The sequence below is a fragment of the Streptomyces sp. NPDC024632 genome (assembly GCF_055559175.1).
The window spans coordinates 277338-296551 of sequence record NZ_JBVHLD010000007.1; the positions used below are offsets into that span (position 1 = coordinate 277338).

Here is a 19214-nt window from a genome sequence, read left to right on the forward strand (position 1 = left end):
TGCATTCGAACGCATGCTCGGATAGCGTGGGTAGGTGCCTGCGCGAGGGGGTTCCATGGCCACACCAGTGGACGAGATCTTCAGGATCATTCCCGAAGGTGACATGCCCCCCGGCCACACCGTCGTCATCCTCGAAGTCCACGGTCAGCAGCGCTTCCTCATCCGTGACGGAGCCTCCATGACCGAAGTTGTCGCAGAACTCAACCGCCTCGGCACTCACCTGACCAGAAGCGGGATCTGGACGCTCCGGCGGGACGACGTGGCCACGACACCGCCCCACCACGTGAAGCACGCCAGCTAGTTCACGATCCCCAGGTGCCGGTCCTGCGACAGGGCCGTCGCCGCCATCGCGGCCTGCACCGCCGCGCTGATCTCGTCGTCCATCGCCCGCACCAGGTGCCCATACCGGTCGATCGTCGTCGTGATGCTCTCGTGCCCCAACCGCGCCTGGATCGCCGGGAGCGGGATGTTCGCCGCTATCAGCCACGCGACATGCGTGTGCCGCAGATCGTGCAGCCGCGGGCGCTTCGTCAACCCCTTCTCCGCCGCGGCATCGAGCGCTCTCAGCCATTTCCGCTTGTAGTAGTTCGAGTGCCGCCACGCCGACCCCATGCCGCCCCGGAACACGAACTGCTCCGGGGCCTGCCCCGCCATGTGGCGGCGCAGCATCGACATCTGGTCAGGCGACATCACCAGGATGCGGCGGGCCTTCCGCGTCTTCGGCGGCCCCAGTTGGAAGGTGTTGTCGTCCATCCGCTTCCACGCCCGCTGGACGTTGATCGTGCCCTCGCGGAGATTCACGTCCCGCGTCTGGAGCGCGGTCGCCTCACCCCACCGCAGACCGGTACCGACAAGGAAGTCCGCGAGGTCCCCGGCGTCAGGGTCGGTGAACTCCATCCGGATCCGCGCCCACTCGTCGTGTTCGAGGAAGCACATCTCCTCGGCGATGCCGTCGTCCGCCCGCGGCAGCCTCGTCTTCGCGCAGGGATTGTCGGCGCGCAGCGGAGGCTTGGCATCGACGGCGGCCTGGAAGATGCACCACAACAACCCGTGCCTGTTGGCGATGCTCTTGGGGCGGGCCACCGCCCGCAGCCACTTCGTCGGGTCGTCCGGGTCGCGTACGCCGTCCTCCTGGTCGCGGACCCAGCCGGTGACGTCGTCCTGGACGACGTTGCAGATCGTGGCCGGCACCGTGACGCCGTCGGCGCGGATGTGGGCGATGCCGGTGAAGTGGTTGTCGATGTCCCGCTTGTAGTCCTTGCGGGTCCGGGCGTCGATGCCGGTGAGCTTGTCGGCGTAGCGGTGGGCGTAGTCGAGGAGCGGGACGTCGTGGGGGCTGCTGTCGGGCTCGACGAACCCGGCGCCTTTGACCCAGCCCGGTGGCCAGTGCTGGCCGTGCAGGTTGACGAGCTGCTTGAAGGTTTCGGCGGCGTCGGGGCCGTCGAAGTTCTCCGACTGCCCGGGCGCACTGCGGCCCCCGCCTTCGCGCCACTTCACCTGGTACGTGATCGATCCGTCCCTCTTGGGGCGTTCCACGATGCTTGCCATGGCGGGACGGTAGACCCATTTGGGCGGTTCCGGGAGGGGGTTGTGCTCCCGCCGTGTTCCCAAGGTTCAGGGCATGAAGAAGGCCCGGCCTGTTTTCGCAGGTCGGGCCTTGATCACATGGGGTGAGTGACGGGACTTGAACCCGCGGCCACCTGGACCACAACCAGGTGCTCTACCAACTGAGCTACACCCACCATGTCCGGCGCTTTCAGGCGCCGACCTGAAGAAGTGTACAGGGTGCGGGGGCGTGCTCGCGCATCCCTTTTGGCGAGCTTTCGCGGCCGCTTCCCGCGGCCTTTCCTGGCCGCTCAGCAGGGCCTTCCGGCCGCGCTACTCCGCCGGCAGGACGTGCTTGGCCGCGATGGCCCGCACGGTGTCGGTGTCCGGCCCCGGCTGGGGGACGAAGACGGCCTCGCGGTAGTAGCGCAGCTCCGCGATCGACTCGCGGATGTCGGCCAGCGCCCGGTGGTTGCCGTTCTTCTCCGGGCTGTTGAAGTACGCGCGCGGGTACCAGCGGCGGGCCAGCTCCTTGATCGAGGAGACGTCCACGATCCGGTAGTGCAGGTGCTGCTCCAGGGTCCCCATGTCGCGCGCGAGGAAGCCGCGGTCGGTGGAGACCGAATTCCCGCACAGCGGCGCCTTGCGCGGCTCGGCCACGTGCTCGCGCACGTACCCCAGCACGATCTTCTCGGCCTCTTCGAGCGTGATCCCGCCGGGCAGCTCCTCCAGCAGACCGGAGGAGGTGTGCATCTCCCGCACGATGTCCGGCATGGTCACGAGCGCCTCGTCGGGCGGCCGGATGACCACGTCCACCCCGTCCCCGAGCACATTCAGCTCGGAGTCCGTGACGAGCGCGGCCACCTCGATCAGCGCGTCGTGGGCCAGCGACAGCCCGGTCATCTCACAGTCGATCCACACCATCCGGTCGTTCATACGCCTCACCCTACGGGGCGATCCCGTGAGCCGGGCAGTGCGGCGCCCAGGCTGCGTGGGGCGCGCAGCCGCCCCCGGGACGCGCTCTCGGCCGCCTCGGCCCTGCTGCCGGGCTGCTCGGGCACACGGGCGGCGACGTAGGCGTCACTGTCCGTCTTGCCGGGCGCGGCCAGGATCTGGGAGACCGGGCCGCGCCGGGGCGGCGGCAGGTCGGGTGCGGGCGGCGTGCGGTCCGGCTCGTCCTGCGGCCTGCGGGCGCGGTAGGCCGCCCGGTAGGACGCGGGGGAGGAGCCGAGCTGCCGCCGGAAGTGCCCGCGCAGCGCGACGGGCGAGCGGAAGCCGCAGCGGCCCGCCACCTCGTCGACCGAGTAGTCCGACGTCTCCAGCAGCCGCTGCGCCTGGAGCACCCGTTGGGTGATCAGCCACTGCAACGGCGCGCTGCCGGTGAGCGAGCGGAACCGCCGGTCGAACGTCCGACGGCTCATGTACGCGCGCGCGGCCAGCGCCTCGACGTCGAACTGCTCGTGAAGATGCTCCAGCGCCCAGGCGACGACCTCGGCCAGCGGGTCGGCGCCGATCTCCTCGGGTAAAGACCGGTCGAGGTGTCGCTGACCGGTCTGCCAGTCCGCCCGGCGGGGCGGTACGACCAGGCGTCTGGCCAGCGCCGCCGCGGCCTCGCCGCCGTGGTCGGTGCGCACCACGTGCAGGCACAGGTCGATCCCGGCGGCGGTCCCCGCGGAGGTGAGGACGTCGCCGTCGTCCACGAACAGTTCCCTGGGGTCCACGTGCACCGAGGGATACCGTTTGGCGAGCGTGGGCGCGTACATCCAGTGTGTGGTGGCCGGGCGGCCGTCCAGCAGCCCGGCGGCGGCCAGCACGAAGGCGCCGGTGCACAGTCCGATGATCCGGGCACCCTCCTCGTGGGCGCGGCGGATCGCGTCCAGCGCCTCGGGTGGCGGCGCCTGGGAGATCGAGCGCCAGGTGGGCACGACGACCGTGCCGGCCCTGGAGAGTGCCTCCAGGCCGTAGGGCGCGGTCAGTTCGAGTCCGCCGGTGGTCCGCAGCGGGCCGTCCTCCCCGGCGCAGACCAGCAGCCGGTAGCGGGGCACGCCCGCGTCCTGCCGGTCTATGCCGAAGACCGAGAGCGGTATGGAGCTCTCGAAGATCGGTCCGCCGCTGAAGAGCAGCACGGCGACGACTTCCGGTCGGCGTCGCGCGGAAAGTTTACGAATGGCGCGAGGCGATGCCGATGGTGCTTGCGACGGACTGTCCGCCGCCGTAACGGAACTGGACTCCTGGCTCATGGAGCTCAAGCCCCCCTCGAATCGACGCGTCGTCCCCTCGGTCCTGCATGTTTTCCCCCATGAGGCCACCCATGATCAAATCTACTGTGTCAGGTGGGGCGTTAGTGACTAGTTCACCATCTGACGCTAAGTCGACAAGACAACGTGGCGTAAAGCATTCGATCACGAAGCGTTTCACTCGCTGAGCCCGCTGGGAAGTACGCCTCCCGCCACACGGGCCACCAAACGCCCCCTCCGCGTCTTTGGGCATCGTAGAACCGCAGGTGGTGGGGGTGTTAATGATCCGGAAGCCCAATCGGCGCGCAGGGAAGAGAAGTTGGCCGAAAAACGTCGTTCGGCGGGCCGGTGTGCGTAAAGGGCGCCGGGTGGTGCGCCCACCGCGTGCGGGGAGCGGTGCGCGGCGCGCGGCCGGCCGGCGCGCCTGCCGGAGCCCGAACACGTCGTTCACGTGCGCCGGAGGTGTCCTGCGCACCGGTCCGAGGTCCCTGCGGCGGGGTTCCGAGGCGTTCCGGAAGAGCCACGGACGGGTGATCCCGATGCGCCCCCACGGTGCGCCGGTGCGCTGAACCGTGCCGCCGGTTGGCGTGATGGCGTTGCACTCTGGGCCCGGCTCCGGCATTCTTCCGGAAACTCCGGGTACCTGCCGGGTACGACAGGGCTGTGGAGCCCCGGCAAGCCTGTGCAGGCGGTCTCCGCGGCCGTACTCTGGAGTCAGTGGGACGGGAAGTGGCGAACTGGCCGAAACCGGCTGGTTCCGGCGGCCCGCCCCGCGCGCACCGTCCTTGTCCGCCGCTCGGCGCGTCAGCGCCGCCCTCGCCGAGAATCCGCATCATGGCCGGTCATGAGTTTCCCGAGCCCGCCGACGGCAGGCCGCTCGCCGAGTCGGCGGCGCTGCCCGAGCAGGCTCCAGCGCTGCGGCACGCCTGCGATCCTGCCTTCCGGCACGGGGTCGTGGTGGGCTTCGACGGTTCCCTCTCCAGCGAGCGCGCCCTGTCCTACGCCATCGGCATGGCCCGCAGGACGCACTCCGCGCTGATCATCGTGCACGTCGCCAACCGGCTTCCGGCCACCGTGTGGGCGGGCTGCGAACCGCCGGTCTTCGTGGACGTGCCCGACCACCGCACCGAAGTCCTCGGCCTCGAACTGGCCTGCGCGGACCACCTCGCCGAGATCTCCTGGGTGTTGGTGGAGCGCGGCGGCGACATCTGCCACGAGTTGGAGGAGGTCGGCCGGGAGTACGAGGCCGACGCCATCGTGGTGGGCGGGACGCACGGCCTGGTCGGCCGGATCTTCGGCTCGGTCGCCGGGCGGCTCGCGCGGCGGGCGCAGCGGCCCGTGGTGGTCATTCCGTAGGGCGCGGAGGGTCGCGGCGGCTCACGGAGGGTCGTGGCGGGTCGCGGTGGCTCGCGGAGGGTCGCGGAGGGTCGCGGAGGGTCGTGGCGGGCGGTCGCACGTTCCGTGCGGGATCGTCCCGTACGGACATTTACGAAGGCCCCCGCCGGGCTGGCGGGGGCCTTCGCCGTATGCGCGACCGGCGACGAGCCGATCGCTCGGCTACTCGACGGTCACGGACTTCGCCAGGTTACGCGGCTTGTCGATGTCCCGGCCCAGCGCGAGGGCCGTGTGGTACGCGAAGAGCTGGAGCGGGATGCCCATCAGGATCGGGTCCAGCTCGTTCTCGTTCTTCGGTACGACGATGGTGTCGTCGGCCTTCTCCTGCGGCTGGTGCGCCACCGCGAGGATGCGCCCGCTGCGGGCCTTGATCTCCTCGAGGGCCGCCCGGTTCTTCTCCAGCAGGTCGTCGTCCGGCACGATCGCGACCGTCGGCATGGACGGGTCGATCAGGGCCAGCGGCCCGTGCTTCAGCTCCGAGGCCGGGTACGCCTCCGCGTGGATGTACGAGACCTCCTTGAGCTTCAGCGACGCCTCGCGGGCCACCGGGTAGCCGCGTACCCGCCCGATGAACAGCATCGACTTGGCGTCCGCGTACCGCCTGGCCAGCGCCTTGATCTCCGGCTCGGTCTTCAGGATCTCGTCGATCTGGCCGGGCAGCCGGCGCAGGCCCTCGATGATCCGCTTGCCGTCGGCCACCGACAGGTCGCGGATCCGGCCCAGGTGCAGGGCGAGCAGTGCGAAGGCGACCACGGTGTTGGTGAAGCACTTGGTGGACACCACGCAGACCTCGGGCCCGGCGTGCACATAGGTGCCGCCGTCCGCCTCGCGGGCGATGGCCGAACCGACCACGTTGACCACGCCCAGCACCCGCGCGCCCTTGCGCTTGAGCTCCTGGACGGCGGCCAGCACGTCGTACGTCTCGCCGGACTGGGAGACCGCGACATAGAGGGTGTCGGGGTCGACCACCGGGTTGCGGTAGCGGAATTCCGAGGCGGGCTCGGCGTCCGCGGGGATACGGGCCAGCTCCTCGATCAGTCCGGCGCCGATCTGCCCCGCGTGGTAGCTGGTGCCGCAGCCGAGGATCTTGATCCGGCGCACCCGGCGGGCCTCGCCCGGCTCCAGGTTCAGGCCGCCCAGGTGCACGGTGGAGAACCGGTCGTCGATCCGGCCGCGCAGCACGCGGTCGACCGCCTCCGCCTGCTCGGAGATCTCCTTGTGCATGTACGTGTCGTGGCCGCCCATGTCGTACGACTCGGCCTCCCACTCCACGGTGGTCGGCGTCGCCGTGGTTAGCGAGCCCTCGGTGGTGTACGTGCGGAAGTCGTCGGCCTTGAGGGTGGCCATCTCGCCGTCCTGCAAGGTGACGACCTGGCGGGTGTGGGCGACGAGCGCGGCGACGTCGGAGGCGACGAACATCTCCTTCTCGCCGATGCCGAGGACGACGGGGGAGCCGTTGCGGGCCACGACGATGCGGTCGGCGAAGTCGCGGTGCAGGACGGCGAGGCCGTAGGTGCCCTCGACCGAGCGCAGCGCCTCGCGGACCTTCTCCTCCAGGGTCTCCGCCTGGGCCCGGCCGATCAGGTGGGCCAGCACCTCGGTGTCGGTCTCCGAGGCGAAGGTGACGCCGTCGGCGGAGAGCTTGGCGCGCAGCTCGGACGCGTTGTCGATGATCCCATTGTGGACGATCGCGACCTTGTTGTCCCCGTCGAGGTGCGGGTGCGCGTTGTGGTCGCTCGGGGCGCCGTGGGTGGCCCAGCGGGTGTGCGCGATGCCGGTGGTGCCCGCGAAGCGCTTGGGGATGCGGGCTTCCAGCTCGCGCACCCGGCCCTTGGCCTTCACGGTCCTCAGCTCGCCGGACTTTCCGGTGATCACGACGCCCGCGGAGTCGTAACCCCGGTACTCCAGCCGCTGCAACCCTTCGAGAAGCAGCGGTGCCACGTCACGCCTGCCGATGTATCCGACGATTCCGCACATATGGTCGTCCCTCGTCCCTGTGTCTGTCCGTGTTCTGTTCTGTTCTTTTCGGCCCCCGGGTGCCCTGTCCCGGTGGCCGACGGTGCTCGGCCGGTCAGCCGCTCAGCCGCTCGACCGCATTGTCGGCTCGGTCGCTCGGTCGCTCGGCCGCATCGTTGGCTCGGTCGCTCAGCCGTAGACGATGCGGCGGAGCTGGCGCTGCGAGAGGGCCGAGGGGGCCACCGCGCGGTGCGGCAGCTCCTCGGCGATCCGCTCGAAGATGTCCGCGTTGACCAGGCCCTTGGCCTGGAGTTCGCGGTGTCTCCTGCGGACGAACTCCTCCGTCGTCTCGTCGAAGTACGCCAGCACGTCCAGCACCACCCGGCTCGCCTCGCCGCGGTGCAGCGGCGTGGAGCGCACCAGGTGGTCGATCAGGTCCTCGTAGGACGTCCGGCGTTCGAGCACCCGTCGATACTGATGTGATCATCTGCGCTTTGCAAGAATCCTGCCCGAATTCGGGCAGGGAAAGCGGCCAAGGGGGTGAAAATTCGGCCGTTACGGACGAAGACGGCACTGCTGCGGGCGCGGACGGCCCGGTCGGCCCGGTTGGCCCGGTTGGCCCGGTTACGGGTGCGGCCGGTGGGCCGCCAGGGGGTTGGGGAGGGTGCCCGCGAATTGGAGGGCGGCCGACGGGTCGGCGAGGTCGATCATCTGCTGGTTGTCACGGAGCTGGAGCCGGTTGAGGCAGGACAGGGTGAATTCCGGCGCGAAGAGGTCGTACCGCTTGAACCGGTCGGCGAGGTCGGGGTGGGCGGCCTGGTAGTCGGCGACGCACTCGGCGACCGTCCGCCAGAACACCGTTTCGTCCAGGATCTTCCCGGTGTGGAGGATCGCGCTGAGGAAGCGGAAGAAGCAGTCGAAGACGTCGGTGAAGACGGCGAGCACCCGCTCGTCCTCCGGGACCTCGGCCCTGATCCGCTCCACCTCGGGCGGCAGCGGCGTCTCCGGGTCCATGATCACGATCTCCTCCGCGATGTCCTTGAACACCGCCCGCCGCACCGTCCCGGTCTCGTCCAGCACCAGGATCACGTTCTCGCCGTGCGGCATGAAGGCCAGTCCGTAGGCGTAGAGGCTGTGCAGCACCGGGACGAGATACGCGTCCAGGTAGCGCCGCAGCCAGGTCTCGGCGGGGAGGCCGGAACGGGCGATGAGGGCGCCCGCGAAGGAGGTGCCCGCGTCCGTGCCGGTGCCGGTGCCTGTGTCCGTACCTGTACCCGTACCCGTGCCTGTGTCCGTACCCGTGCTCGTGTCGGCGTCGGTGTGCAGCAGCGACGCCATCGTGGCCAGGTGGTGGCCCGGCTCCAGGTCCGCGACCGGGCTCTCCCGCCACAGCGCGGCCAGCATCTTCCGGTACGGGGAGCCGTACGCCGTGGCCGCCTCGTACTGCCGGTGGTGGTAACCGATCGCCGCCCGCTCGCGGATGATCGAGAAGCGGGCGGCCGTGAAGGTGGGGTCGGCGGCGATCAGCTCGGCGAGCCAGTCGTTGATCGCCGGGGTGGCCGCCATGTACGCGGCGGACAGGCCGCGCATGAAGCCCATGTTGAGGACGGACAGCGCCGTCTTCACATAGTGCCTGGTCGGGACGGTGGTGTTGAAGAACGTACGGACCGACTGCTGCGCCAGATACGCGTCGTCGCCGGGGCCGAGGCAGACCAGGTGCTGCCGGGCGACCTCGCCCGCGAAGGTGACCGAGAGCTTGTTCCACCACTGCCAGGGGTGGACCGGGATCAGCAGATACGCGGCCGGGTCGAGGCCCCGGCCGGTCAGCGCGGCGGCGAAGCGCCGGAGCTGTTCGCGGCCCAGTTCGGCGGTGAGGAAGTCCTCGTAGTCGATGCCCGCGCCCGCGCTGAAGGTGGTGCGGTCGCGGCGCGCGGCCAGCCAGATCAGCCGGACGGGGGAGGCGGCCTCGGGCGCGTACCGCGGGTGGTCGTCCGCGCCGAAGCCGAGCCGGCCGCTGTTGGCGACGAAGCAGGGGTGGCCCTCGGTCATCCCGGTCTCGATGGCCTGGAATCCGGCGCGGGTCAGCTCCGCCGCGCTCACCGGCGCGCGGTCGCGGGCGGCGAGCCTGAAGGCGGCGGCGGAGAGGGTCGCGCTGATCTCCTCCAGGTAGACCGGCAGGACGCTGTCGCTGATGGCGAGGGTGGTGCGCAGCTCGGTGATGAAGTCGAGCGCGTCGAGGGGGAGTTCGGCCTCCTGCCGGTGGCGGGTGACGCTCGCCGGGTCGATCCGCCAGTGGTCGAGGGCCAGGCGGCGGGCGGCGAAACGGTACGTCGTGGCGCCGTCGTCGCTGCGGACGAGGTAGCTGTCGTGGTCCTTCTGACCGTGCCGGGCGTCCGGGGCGTGCTGACGGTCCTGGCCGTGCTGGCCGTGCTGGCCGTGCTGGCCGTCCTGGCTCGCGGGCTCCGGGGTGAGCAGGCGTTCGTGGGCGAATTCGGCGAGGGCCTTGGCCACCAGGTGGCGGGTGGCCCGCTCCCACAGCTCCGGGGTGAGGTGGTCGATGTCGGTCATCGGGTGGCCTCGAAGCGCTCGCGGGTGCAGATGCTCAAGAAGGCGTCCTTCTCCGGCTTCTTGATCCGCTCGATGATCTCGAAGCCGACCGTCTCGTTGAGTACGTGCACCGCCGTGTTGCGGACGTCGGGCTCCACGATCACCCTGCGGGTCGCGGGATCGGCGAAGAGTTCGGCCATCACCGCCCTGATCACCGCGCGGGTGAAGCCGTGCACGGGGGTGTCGCAGGGCGCGACCAGGAAGTGCATGCCGACGTCACCGGGCCGCGCCGGGTAGAGCCCGACGAGTTCGACCCGCGCGGGGTCGTACCGTTCCATCAGGAAGACGGGCCGTCCGTCCTGGAGGCCGAGGAACGCCGCCTCGTACGGGGCCTGCGCGATCTCGGTGTACGCGCGCTCGACGTCGTAACGGCTCGCGTCGCCCATCAGCCAGAAACCGGCTTTCGGGTGCGTCACCCAGGTGTGCAGCAGGTCGGCGTCGGCGAGGGGGTCGACCGGGCGGAAGGTGAAGTCGAGGTCTGTGCTGGTGCTGCCCGCGCTGTGCGCGGTGCTTGCGGTCCTCGCGGTGCTTGCGCCGCTCATGCTGTTCGTGCTGCTCATGCGGTGAACTCCTGGAAGGCGATGGCCTTTTCCACGCGGTAGTGCTCGCGGCCGAGCAGCTCCCGGATGATGCGGGAGTTGCGGTAGGCGGCCATGCCGAGGTCGGGGGAGACGAAGCCGTGCGTGTGCAGTTCGGCGTTCTGCACGTAGATCGCGCGCTCGGTGACGTCGATGGCGTAGTCGCGGGTGACGTCGTAACGGCCCTGCTCGTCCCAGCGGATGCGGTCCCGGACGGGGGCGAGGAATTCCGGCACCTGGTAGCGGTAGCCGGTGGCGAGGACCAGGCCCTCGGTGTCGATCGTGAACTCCCCGCCCTGCTCGCGTTGGCACAGTCCGAGGGTGTACGTGCCGCTGTCGGCGTCGTACCGCGCGCTGTCGAGCGAGGTGTTGGTGAGCAGCCGGGTCGGGACCTTGCCGCGCCGGTTCTTCAGATAGAGCAGGTCGAAGATGTCATTGATCAGCTCCGAATTGATCCCCTTGTAGAGGTTCTTCTGCGAGACGTTCAGCGAGTCGCGGACCGGGGACGGCAGGGAATGGAAGTAGTCGACGTATTCGGGCGACGTCATTTCCAGCGTGAGCTTGGTGTATTCGAGCGGGAAGAAGCGCGGCGAGCGGGTCACCCAGTTCAGCGCGTAACCGTGCGCGTCGATGTCCTGGAGCAGGTCGTGGTAGATCTCGGCGGCGCTCTGCCCGCTGCCGACGATCGTGATGCTGCGCTTGCGCTGGAGGTCGCTCTTGGCCGCCAGATAGCGGGAGTTGTGGATGAGGTCGCCGCCGAGCCCTTCGCAGGCGGCGGGGACGTACGGCGGTGTGCCGGTGCCGAGGACCAGTCGGCGCGTACGGTGCGCCGCGCCGCTCGCGGTCCGTACGACGTAGGTCCCGCCGTGCGTGCCCTCGTGCGTGCCGTCGTGCGTTGCGCCGTCCTCGTAGGTCACCTCGGTGACCGTCTGTCCGAAGCGGATCGACGGGATGCGGGCCGCGGCCCAGCGGCAGTAGTCGTTGTACTCCTCGCGCAGCGGATAGAAGCTCTCGCGTATGTAGAAGGAGTACAACCGCCCCGATTCCTTGAGGTAGTTGAGGAAGCTGAAGGGCGAGGTGGGATCGGCGAGGGTCACCAGGTCCGACATGAACGGCGTCTGGAGGGTGCTGCCCTCCAGGAACATGCCGGAGTGCCAGTCGAAGTCCGGTTTGGCTTCCAGGAAGAGGCCGTTGAGGTCGTCGATCGGCTCGGTCAGGCAGGCCAGGCCCAGATTGAACGGGCCGAGGCCGATCGCGATGAAGTCGAACTCCGGTTCCGGCGCGGCGGGTTCGGATGCCGAGTCCGGGTCACGAGGCGTGGACAAGTGCGTCTCCCAGGTACTGGTCCGCGTGCTCGGCGAGCAGGTCGAGGACGGTGGCGATGTCGGCGGGGGTGGTGCGGGGGTTGAGCAGGGTGAACTTCAGGTAGTGGCTGCCGCGTACCTTCGTGCCCGCCACGACGGCCTCGCCCGAGGCGAACAGCGCCTTGCGGGCGTGCAGGTTGGCGCGGTCGATCAGCGCCGGGCTGGTGACGGCGGCCGGGATCCAGCGGAAGACCAGCGTGGACAGGGTCGGCGGGGCGACCACTTCGAAGCGCGGGTCGGCGTCGAGCAGCTTCCAGCCCTCGGCGGCCAGGTCCACGACCTCGTCGAAGAGCTGGCCGACGCCGTCGGCGCCCATCACGCGCAGCGTCATCCACAGCTTGAGGGCGTCGAACCGCCGTGTGGTCTGGAGCGACTTGTCCACCTGGTTGGGGATGCGCTCGGTGGTGGTGCGGCGCGGGTTGAGGTAGTCGGCGTAGTACGTGGCGTGCCGCAGCGTGGTGCGGTCGCGGACCAGGAGGGCGCTCGAACTGACGGGCTGGAAGAAGGACTTGTGGTAGTCGACGGTCACCGAGTCGGCGCGCTCGATGCCGTCGAGCAGGTGGCGGCGGGTGGGGGAGACCAGCAGGCCGCAGCCGTACGCGGCGTCCACGTGCAGCCACACGCCGTGGCGCTCGCACAGGTCGGCGATGGCGGGCAGCGGGTCGATGGAGCCGAAGTCGGTGGTGCCCGCGGTGGCGACGACGGCCATCGGGGTCAGGCCCTCGCGGGCGCAGCGGTCCAACTCGCGGGCGAGCGCGAGGCTCTGCATCCGCTTGTTCTGGTCGCAGGGGACGGCGATGACGGCGTCGGCGCCGAGGCCGAGCAGCTTCGCGGACTTCTGGACGCTGAAGTGGCCGCACTCGGAGGCGAGGATGCGCAGCCGCGAGGAGGCGGCGCCGCGGGTGACGGCTTCCTCACGGGCGAGCAGCAGCGCCTGGAGGTTGGACTGGGTGCCGCCGCTGGTGAAGACGCCGTCGGCCGCCGGGCCGAGGCCCGCGCGCTCGGCCGTCCAGTCGATCATGCGGCGCTCGATGAGGGTGGCGCCGGCGCTCTGGTCCCAGGTGTCGAGGGAGGAGTTGACGGCGCTGAGCACGGCCTCGGCGGCGACGGCCGGTATGGCGACCGGGCAGTTGAGGTGCGCGAGGTAGCGGGGGTGGTGGAAGTAGACGGCGTCGCGCAGATAGACCGCTTCGAGTTCGTCCAGCGCGGCGGCGGTGTCGCCGAGCGGCTGGGCGAGGTCGATCGCGTCGATCCGGGGCGCGAGGGCTTCCGGGGTGATACCGGTGAAAGGCCGGTCGGTCGCGGCGAGGGTGGCCGCCACCCGCTCGACTCCCTGGGAGACGGAGCGCAGATAGTGCTCCGTCGTGGCGTCGTTGAGCAGGTGTGAGCGCATGGGCAGACCTCTCGTTGAGCGGCTGAGTTAGGTTAGCCTAACCTAACTCACCGCTTCAACGGTCCTGTGTCCCAGTTGTCTCAGGGATCACTCTTCCCCGCAGGCGGGTGTTCTAGCCCACCAGCCCCAACTCCCTTGCGATCAGCATGCGCTGCACCTCGCTGGTGCCTTCGCCGATCTCCAGGATTTTGGAGTCCCGCCACATACGGGCCACCGGGTATTCGTTCATGAAGCCGTAGCCGCCGTGGATCTGCGTGGCCTCACGGGCGTTGGTGACCGCGATCTCGGAGGAGTAGAGCTTGGCCAGCGCCGCCTCCTTCTTGAACTCGTCGCCGTGCACCAGCCGCGACGCCGCGTCCCGCCACGCCAGCCGCGCCGTGTGGGCCCGCATCTCCATGTCCGCGATCTTGAACTGGATCGCCTGATTGTCACCGATCGGACGCCCGAAGGCGTGCCGGGTCTTGGCGTACGACAGCGACTCGTCCACACAGCCCTGCGCCAGACCGGTGGACAGCGCCGAGATCGCGATCCGCCCCTCGTCCAGGATGCGCAGGAACTGCGCGTAGCCCCGGCCCTCCTCGCCCAGCAGATTCGCCGCGGGCACCCGGCAGTCGGCGAAGGACAGCTCGCGGGTGTCCGACGCGTTCCACCCGACCTTGCTGTACTTCTTCGACACCGTGAAGCCGGGCGTCCCCGACGGCACGATGATCGAGGAGATCCGCGGCCTGCCGTCGTCCTTGCGGCCGGTCACCGCCGTCACCGTGACCAGCCCGGTGATGTCGGTGCCCGAGTTGGTGATGAAGCACTTGGTGCCGTTGATCACCCACTCGTCGGTCGCCTCGTCCAGCCGCGCGGTGGTACGGGTGCCGCCCGCGTCGGAACCGCACTCCGGCTCCGTCAGCCCGAACGCGCCCAGCATCTCGCCCGAGCAGAGCTTCGGCAGCCAAGTGCGCTTCTGCTCCTCGGTGCCGAACCTGAACACCGGCATCGCGCCCAGCGACACCCCGGCCTCCAGGGTGATCGCCACCGAGGAGTCCACGCGGGCCAGCTCCTCCAGCGCGATGCACAGCGCGAAGTAGTCACCGCCCATCCCGCCGTACTCCTCGGGGAACGGCAGCCCGAACAGGCCCATCCGCCCCATCTCCCGCACGATCTCGTACGGGAACTCCTGCTGCTCGTAGAACTCGCCGATCTTCGGCGCGATCACGTCCTTGGCGAACTCCGCGACCGTGGCGCGCAGTTCCTCGTACTCGGCGGACAGACGGTGGTCGATCGACATGGCTACTGCTCCTGGTGGGTCAGGGCGCGGACGGTACGGGACGGGCTCGGCCGTCCCAGGTGCTCCGCCATCCACACGCTTGTGGCGCTGAGGCGGTCCAGATCGACCCCGGTACGGATGCCGAGGCCGTGCAGCATCCAGACGAGGTCTTCGGTGGCGAGGTTTCCGGTGGCGCTCTTGGCGTACGGGCAGCCGCCGAGGCCGCCAGCGGAGGCGTCCACGACGGTGACGCCCCGCTGGAGCGCGGCCAGCGTGTTGGACAGCGCCTGGCCGTAGGTGTCGTGGAAGTGCACGGCGAGCTTGTCGACCGGGACGCCGGTGCCGCCGGAGCCGCCGGTCAGTTCGTCCAGCAGCGCCGTGACATGGCCGGGCGTCGCCACTCCGATCGTGTCGCCGAGGCTCAGCTCGGTGCAGCCCAGCTCGTACAGCCGCCGGGCCGCGGCGGCGACCTGCCCGATCGGGACCGGGCCCTCCCAGGGGTCGCCGAAGCACATCGACAGATAGCCGCGGACGGTGGCGCCCGCGTCCCTGGCCCTGGTCACCACCGGGGCGAACATCGCCAGCGACTCCTCCACCGTCCGGTTGAGGTTGGCGCGGGCGAAGGACTCGGTGGCGCTGCCGAAGACCGCGATCTCCCGGACGCCCAGCTCCAGCGCCCGCTCCAGACCCCGCTCGTTCGGCACCAGCACCGGCAGCCGCACCGCCGGGTCCAGGTCCGCGAGCAGCGGCATCAGCTCGGCCGCGTCGGCCAGTTGGGGCACCCACTTGGGGTGGACGAAGCTGGTCGCCTCGATCGTGCCGAGCCCGGCCGCGGCGAGCCGGTGCACGAATTCCGCCTTCACGGCGGTCGGCACGGTCGCCTTCTCGTTCTGCAATCCGTCCCGCGCGCCGACCTCGTGGATCCGCACGGCCGTCGGCAGCCCGGCCGCGGGTACGGCCATCGGCAGTCCGGCGGGCAGCGCGCCGCCGGTCGCGTCCGTCGTCGTACCCGCGGCGGCGCTGGTGGGTGTCCCGGACGCGGCCGGGCTCCGGTCGGCGGTGCTCATGACGCCTCCCCGGCAGTCGGCGCGGTGGTCTGTGCGGCGTCGGATGCGGTGGTCCGCGCGGCGGTCGGTCCGGCGGGCGGCTCGGGCGCTGTTCCGGCGGCTGCCGCGGGTGTTGCCGCCTCGGCCGGGTCCTGCGCGGCCGACGGGGCGACCACCGCCAGCACCTGGTCCATCGCCACGGTGCTGCCCGCGGTGACGTCGATCTCGGACACCGTCCCGTCGTGCGGGGCGGTGATCACGTGCTCCATCTTCATGGCCTCCACCACCAGCAGGCTCTGGCCCGCCACGACCTCGTCCCCCTTGCCGGCCTTCACCACCGTGACCGTGCCGGGCATCGGCGCGGTCAGCGCGCCGCCCCCGCCCCCGCCCGCGGCGCCGCGCAGGGCCGCGGCCACCGGGTCGTACGCCCGTACCCACCAGCCGTCGCCGTCCCGGCCCAGCCACTCGCCCGCGTGCCGGAAAGCGGTCACCGTGCCCTCGCGGTGGAGCAGCGCGCGCGGTCCGTCCAGCGTCAACCGGGCCGCCGTGGCCGGTCCTTCGCCGATCCGCACCAGGCCGTCGCGGACCCGTACCGTCACCGGCTCCCGGCCGGGAACCCGCAGGTGGTGCACCGTCCAGGCCGCCTCGCCTCCCAGCCGCCAGCCGCTCGGCACCGAGAACGGGTCGGTCCAGCCGCCCGCGTCCGGGGCCGGGGCCAGCGCGGCCTGCCGCAGCAGCGCCGCCGCCGCGTACACCTCGTCCGGCACGCCAGGCGGCAGCAGTTCGGCGGCGTCCCGGTCGATCAGCCCGGTGTCCAGCTCGCCCGCGACCACCGCCGGGTGGGCCAGCAGCCTGCGCAGGAAACCGGTGTTGGTGTCCAGGCCCAGCACGACGGTGTCCGCCAGCGCGGCCCGCAGCCGACGCAGCGCCGTGGCCCGGTCGGGGCCGTAGGCGATCACCTTGGCCAGCATCGGGTCGTAGGCCGTGCCCACCTCCGTGCCGACCGCGAGACCCGAATCGACGCGCACTCCGGGGCCGGTCGGTTCGGCCAGCGCCACGACGGTGCCCGCGGACGGCAGGAAGTCCACCCGGCCGTCGCCCGCTCTGGCGGTCTCCGCGCAGATCCGCGCCTCCATGGCGTGGCCGGTCATGGCGATGGCCCGCTGTCCGAAGCCCAGCCGCTCGCCGCACGCCACCCGGAGCTGCCACTCGACCAGGTCGAGCCCGGTGACCAGCTCCGTCACCGGGTGCTCCACCTGGAGGCGGGTGTTCATCTCCATGAAGAAGTACGCGCCGGGGTCGGCTCCGGGGACGATGAACTCCACCGTGCCCGCGCCCGTGTAGCCGCACGAGCGGGCGGCCTGCACCGCGGCCTCGCCCATCGCCTGCCGGGTCGCCTCGTCGAGCAGGACCGAGGGGGCCTCCTCGATCACCTTCTGGTGCCGTCGTTGCAGCGAGCACTCGCGCTCGCCGAGGTGCACCACCGAGCCGTGGCCGTCGGCCAGGACCTGGATCTCGATGTGCCGCGGGCGGTCGATCCACCGCTCCACCAGCAGCGTGTCGTCGCCGAAGGAGCCGCGCGCCTCGCGCCGGGCCGCCGCGATCTCCTCGGCCAGCAGGGCCTCGTCGCGCACCAGCCGCATGCCCTTGCCGCCGCCGCCCGCCGAGGGCTTGAGCAGCACCGGCAGGCCGATCTCCCGTGCCGCGTCGGCCAGTTGGTCGTCGGTGAGCCCGCTGCCCGTGCTGCCGGGCACGACCGGGACGCCCGCGGCCCGGACCGTCTCCTTGGCGCGGATCTTGTCGCCCATCAGCTCGATGGCCTCGGCGGGCGGTCCGATGAAGACCAGGCCCGCCTCGGCGCAGGCGCGGGCGAAGGCCGCGTTCTCCGCCAGGAAGCCGTAGCCGGGGTGGACCGCCTGGGCACCCGCCTCGACGGCCGCCCGTACCTGCTCGGCGGCCGACAGGTAGTTCTCGATCCGTACCGCGGTGTCCGCCTCGCGTACGTGCCGGGCGTCGGCGTCGGCGTCGGTGAAGACGGCGGCCGAGCGGACGCCCAGCTCCCGCAGGGTCCGCAGCACGCGGACGGCGATCTCGCCGCGGTTGGCGACCAAGACGGTGTCGAACATGGGGCTCGCGCTCCCGGCGGTTGCGGTGTTCATGGTCGGCACGCCCCTCACATCCGGAAGACGCCGTAGCCGGGCGCACCCGGATCGGCGGTCGGAAGGGGGGCGTTGGCGCAGGCGGTGAGGGCCAGGCCGAGGACGGTACGGGTCTCCAGCGGGTCGATCACACCGTCGTCCCAGAGCCTGGCGGTGGCGTAGTAGGCGTTGCCCTGCGTCTCGTACTGCTCGCGGACCGGGGCCTTGAACGCCTCCTCCGCCTCCTCGCTCCACTTCTCGCCCGCAGCGGCGAGCTGGTCGCGCTTGACGGTGGCCAGCACGGACGCGGCCTGCTCGCCGCCCATCACCGAGATCTTGGCGTTGGGCCACATCCACAGGAAGCGCGGGCTGTAGGCCCGGCCGCACATCGAGTAGTTGCCCGCGCCGTAGGAGCCGCCGATCACCACGGTCAGCTTGGGCACGCGCGCGCAGGCGACCGCCGTGACCATCTTCGCGCCGTGCTTGGCGATGCCGCCCGCCTCGTACTGGCGGCCGACCATGAAGCCGGAGATGTTCTGGAGGAACAGCAGCGGGATGCCGCGCTGGTCGCAAAGCTCGATGAAGTGCGCGCCCTTGAGGGCGGATTCGGCGAACAGGATGCCGTTGTTGGCCACGATGCCGACCGGATGGCCCTGGATGTGGGCGAAGCCGGTGACCAGCGTGGTGCCGTACTCCGCCTTGAACTCGGCGAAGCGGCTGCCGTCCACCAGCCGCGCGATGACCTCGCGGACGTCGTACGGGGTGCGGGAGTCGACCGGTACCGCGCCGGTCAGCCCGGCCGGGTCCACGGCGGGCGGCTCCGCGGGCCGTACCGTCCACGGCGGCGCGCCGCGCGCGGGCAGGGTGGCGACGATGTCGCGGACGATGTCCAGCGCGTGGGCGTCGTCCTCGGCGAGGTGGTCGGTGACGCCGGAGACCCGGGAGTGCACCTCGCCGCCGCCCAGTTCCTCCGCGGTGACGACCTCGCCGGTGGCCGCCTTCACCAGCGGCGGGCCGCCGAGGAAGATCGTGCCCTGATTCCGTACGATCACCGCCTCGTCGCTCATCGCCGGGACGTAGGCGCCGCCCGCGGTGCACGAGCCCATGACGGCGGCGATCTGCGGGATGCCGCGCGCGGACATGGTGGCCTGGTTGTAGAAGATCCGGCCGAAGTGGTCGCGGTCGGGGAAGACCTCGTCCTGCCGGGGGAGGAAGGCGCCGCCGGAGTCGACCAGGTAGACGCACGGCAGCCGGTTGTCCAGGGCGATCTCCTGGGCGCGCAGATGCTTCTTGACCGTCATCGGGTAATAGGTGCCGCCCTTGACCGTGGCGTCATTGGCGACGACCACGACCTCGCGCCCCGCGACCCGGCCGATCCCGGCGATCACCCCGGCGGCCGGTGCCTGCCCGTCGTACATCCCGTCCGCGGCCAGCGGCGCCAGCTCCAGGAAGGGTGAGCCGGGGTCGAGCAGCCCGTCCACCCGGTCTCTGGGCAGCAGCTTTCCGCGCGCGGTGTGGCGGGCGCGGGCTCTCTCGCCGCCGCCGAGCCGCGCGGCGGCCAGCTTGTCGCGCAGGTCCGCGGTCAATGCGGCATGAGCCTGCGCATTGGCCTGATACGCCTCTGACGCCGGATCTGCGGCGCTGGACAGGGCGGGTGCTGCCATGGTTCGGCCCCCCGGATGTTAGCGAGCGTTAAC

15 protein-coding genes and 1 tRNA gene are annotated in these 19214 nt (G+C 70.9%); 2 read left to right on the forward strand and 14 right to left on the reverse strand.

Annotated elements, in window-relative coordinates; genetic code table 11:
- Window positions 1–55: 55 nt before the first annotated feature.
- The gene (locus ACZ37P_RS17140) at window positions 56–301 is read left to right on the forward strand and encodes a hypothetical protein (RefSeq protein WP_467347129.1); all 246 of its coding nucleotides are present in this window, start codon (window positions 56–58) and stop codon (window positions 299–301) included.
- Here ACZ37P_RS17140 and ACZ37P_RS17145 read toward each other — a convergent pair.
- From ACZ37P_RS17145 to ACZ37P_RS17160, 4 genes are all read right to left on the reverse strand, one after another.
- Entirely contained in the window at window positions 298–1548 is a 1251-nt protein-coding gene (locus ACZ37P_RS17145; RefSeq protein WP_467347131.1) for a tyrosine-type recombinase/integrase, read from the reverse strand. The genes ACZ37P_RS17140 and ACZ37P_RS17145 overlap by 4 nt on opposite strands.
- Before the next feature lie 118 nt (window positions 1549–1666).
- Window positions 1667–1742: transfer RNA gene (locus ACZ37P_RS17150), tRNA-His, on the reverse strand.
- A gap of 136 nt (window positions 1743–1878) precedes the next feature.
- Window positions 1879–2481 (reverse strand): oligoribonuclease, encoded by a 603-nt coding sequence (gene orn / locus ACZ37P_RS17155; RefSeq protein WP_355336979.1) that lies wholly within the window; start codon window positions 2479–2481, stop codon window positions 1879–1881.
- 5 nt (window positions 2482–2486) lie between these two features.
- Entirely contained in the window at window positions 2487–3785 is a 1299-nt protein-coding gene (locus ACZ37P_RS17160) for a helix-turn-helix domain-containing protein (protein WP_355336981.1), read from the reverse strand.
- A gap of 831 nt (window positions 3786–4616) precedes the next feature.
- Here ACZ37P_RS17160 and ACZ37P_RS17165 point away from each other — a divergent pair.
- Window positions 4617–5138: a universal stress protein gene (locus tag ACZ37P_RS17165; protein ID WP_355336983.1), complete on the forward strand. Its 522-nt coding sequence runs from the start codon at window positions 4617–4619 to the stop codon at window positions 5136–5138.
- Between the two features lie 201 nt (window positions 5139–5339).
- Here ACZ37P_RS17165 and glmS read toward each other — a convergent pair whose 3' ends face one another.
- The 10 genes from glmS to ACZ37P_RS17215 form a co-directional block, all read right to left on the reverse strand.
- Window positions 5340–7154: a glutamine--fructose-6-phosphate transaminase (isomerizing) gene (glmS, locus tag ACZ37P_RS17170; protein ID WP_391046926.1), complete on the reverse strand. Its 1815-nt coding sequence runs from the start codon at window positions 7152–7154 to the stop codon at window positions 5340–5342.
- Window positions 7155–7322: 168 nt separating this feature from the next.
- Complete coding sequence (locus ACZ37P_RS17175; RefSeq protein ID WP_188280294.1) at window positions 7323–7598, reverse strand: hypothetical protein; 276 nt, start codon at window positions 7596–7598, stop codon at window positions 7323–7325.
- A 159-nt stretch (window positions 7599–7757) separates the two neighbouring features.
- Window positions 7758–9701, reverse strand: coding sequence for an IucA/IucC family protein (locus ACZ37P_RS17180; protein WP_467347135.1), 1944 nt, complete (start codon window positions 9699–9701; stop codon window positions 7758–7760).
- Complete coding sequence (locus tag ACZ37P_RS17185) at window positions 9698–10300, reverse strand: GNAT family N-acetyltransferase (RefSeq protein WP_467347137.1); 603 nt, start codon at window positions 10298–10300, stop codon at window positions 9698–9700. The genes ACZ37P_RS17180 and ACZ37P_RS17185 overlap by 4 nt, the downstream gene beginning before the upstream one ends.
- Window positions 10297–11643: a lysine N(6)-hydroxylase/L-ornithine N(5)-oxygenase family protein gene (locus tag ACZ37P_RS17190; RefSeq protein WP_391046919.1), complete on the reverse strand. Its 1347-nt coding sequence runs from the start codon at window positions 11641–11643 to the stop codon at window positions 10297–10299. Before ACZ37P_RS17190 ends, ACZ37P_RS17185 begins: the two co-directional genes overlap by 4 nt.
- On the reverse strand, window positions 11627–13075 hold the full coding sequence (locus ACZ37P_RS17195; RefSeq protein WP_467347139.1) for a pyridoxal phosphate-dependent decarboxylase family protein: 1449 nt from the start codon (window positions 13073–13075) through the stop codon (window positions 11627–11629). The genes ACZ37P_RS17190 and ACZ37P_RS17195 overlap by 17 nt, the downstream gene beginning before the upstream one ends.
- A gap of 112 nt (window positions 13076–13187) precedes the next feature.
- Window positions 13188–14354, reverse strand: coding sequence for an acyl-CoA dehydrogenase family protein (locus ACZ37P_RS17200; RefSeq protein WP_355336996.1), 1167 nt, complete (start codon window positions 14352–14354; stop codon window positions 13188–13190).
- Window positions 14355–14356: 2 nt separating this feature from the next.
- The gene (locus tag ACZ37P_RS17205) at window positions 14357–15295 is read right to left on the reverse strand and encodes a hydroxymethylglutaryl-CoA lyase (protein ID WP_467347227.1); all 939 of its coding nucleotides are present in this window, start codon (window positions 15293–15295) and stop codon (window positions 14357–14359) included.
- A 101-nt stretch (window positions 15296–15396) separates the two neighbouring features.
- The gene (locus ACZ37P_RS17210) at window positions 15397–17505 is read right to left on the reverse strand and encodes an acetyl/propionyl/methylcrotonyl-CoA carboxylase subunit alpha (protein WP_467347228.1); all 2109 of its coding nucleotides are present in this window, start codon (window positions 17503–17505) and stop codon (window positions 15397–15399) included.
- A gap of 47 nt (window positions 17506–17552) precedes the next feature.
- Window positions 17553–19181, reverse strand: a complete 1629-nt coding sequence (locus ACZ37P_RS17215; RefSeq protein WP_355336998.1) for a carboxyl transferase domain-containing protein — start codon at window positions 19179–19181, stop codon at window positions 17553–17555.
- Window positions 19182–19214 lie beyond the last annotated feature (33 nt).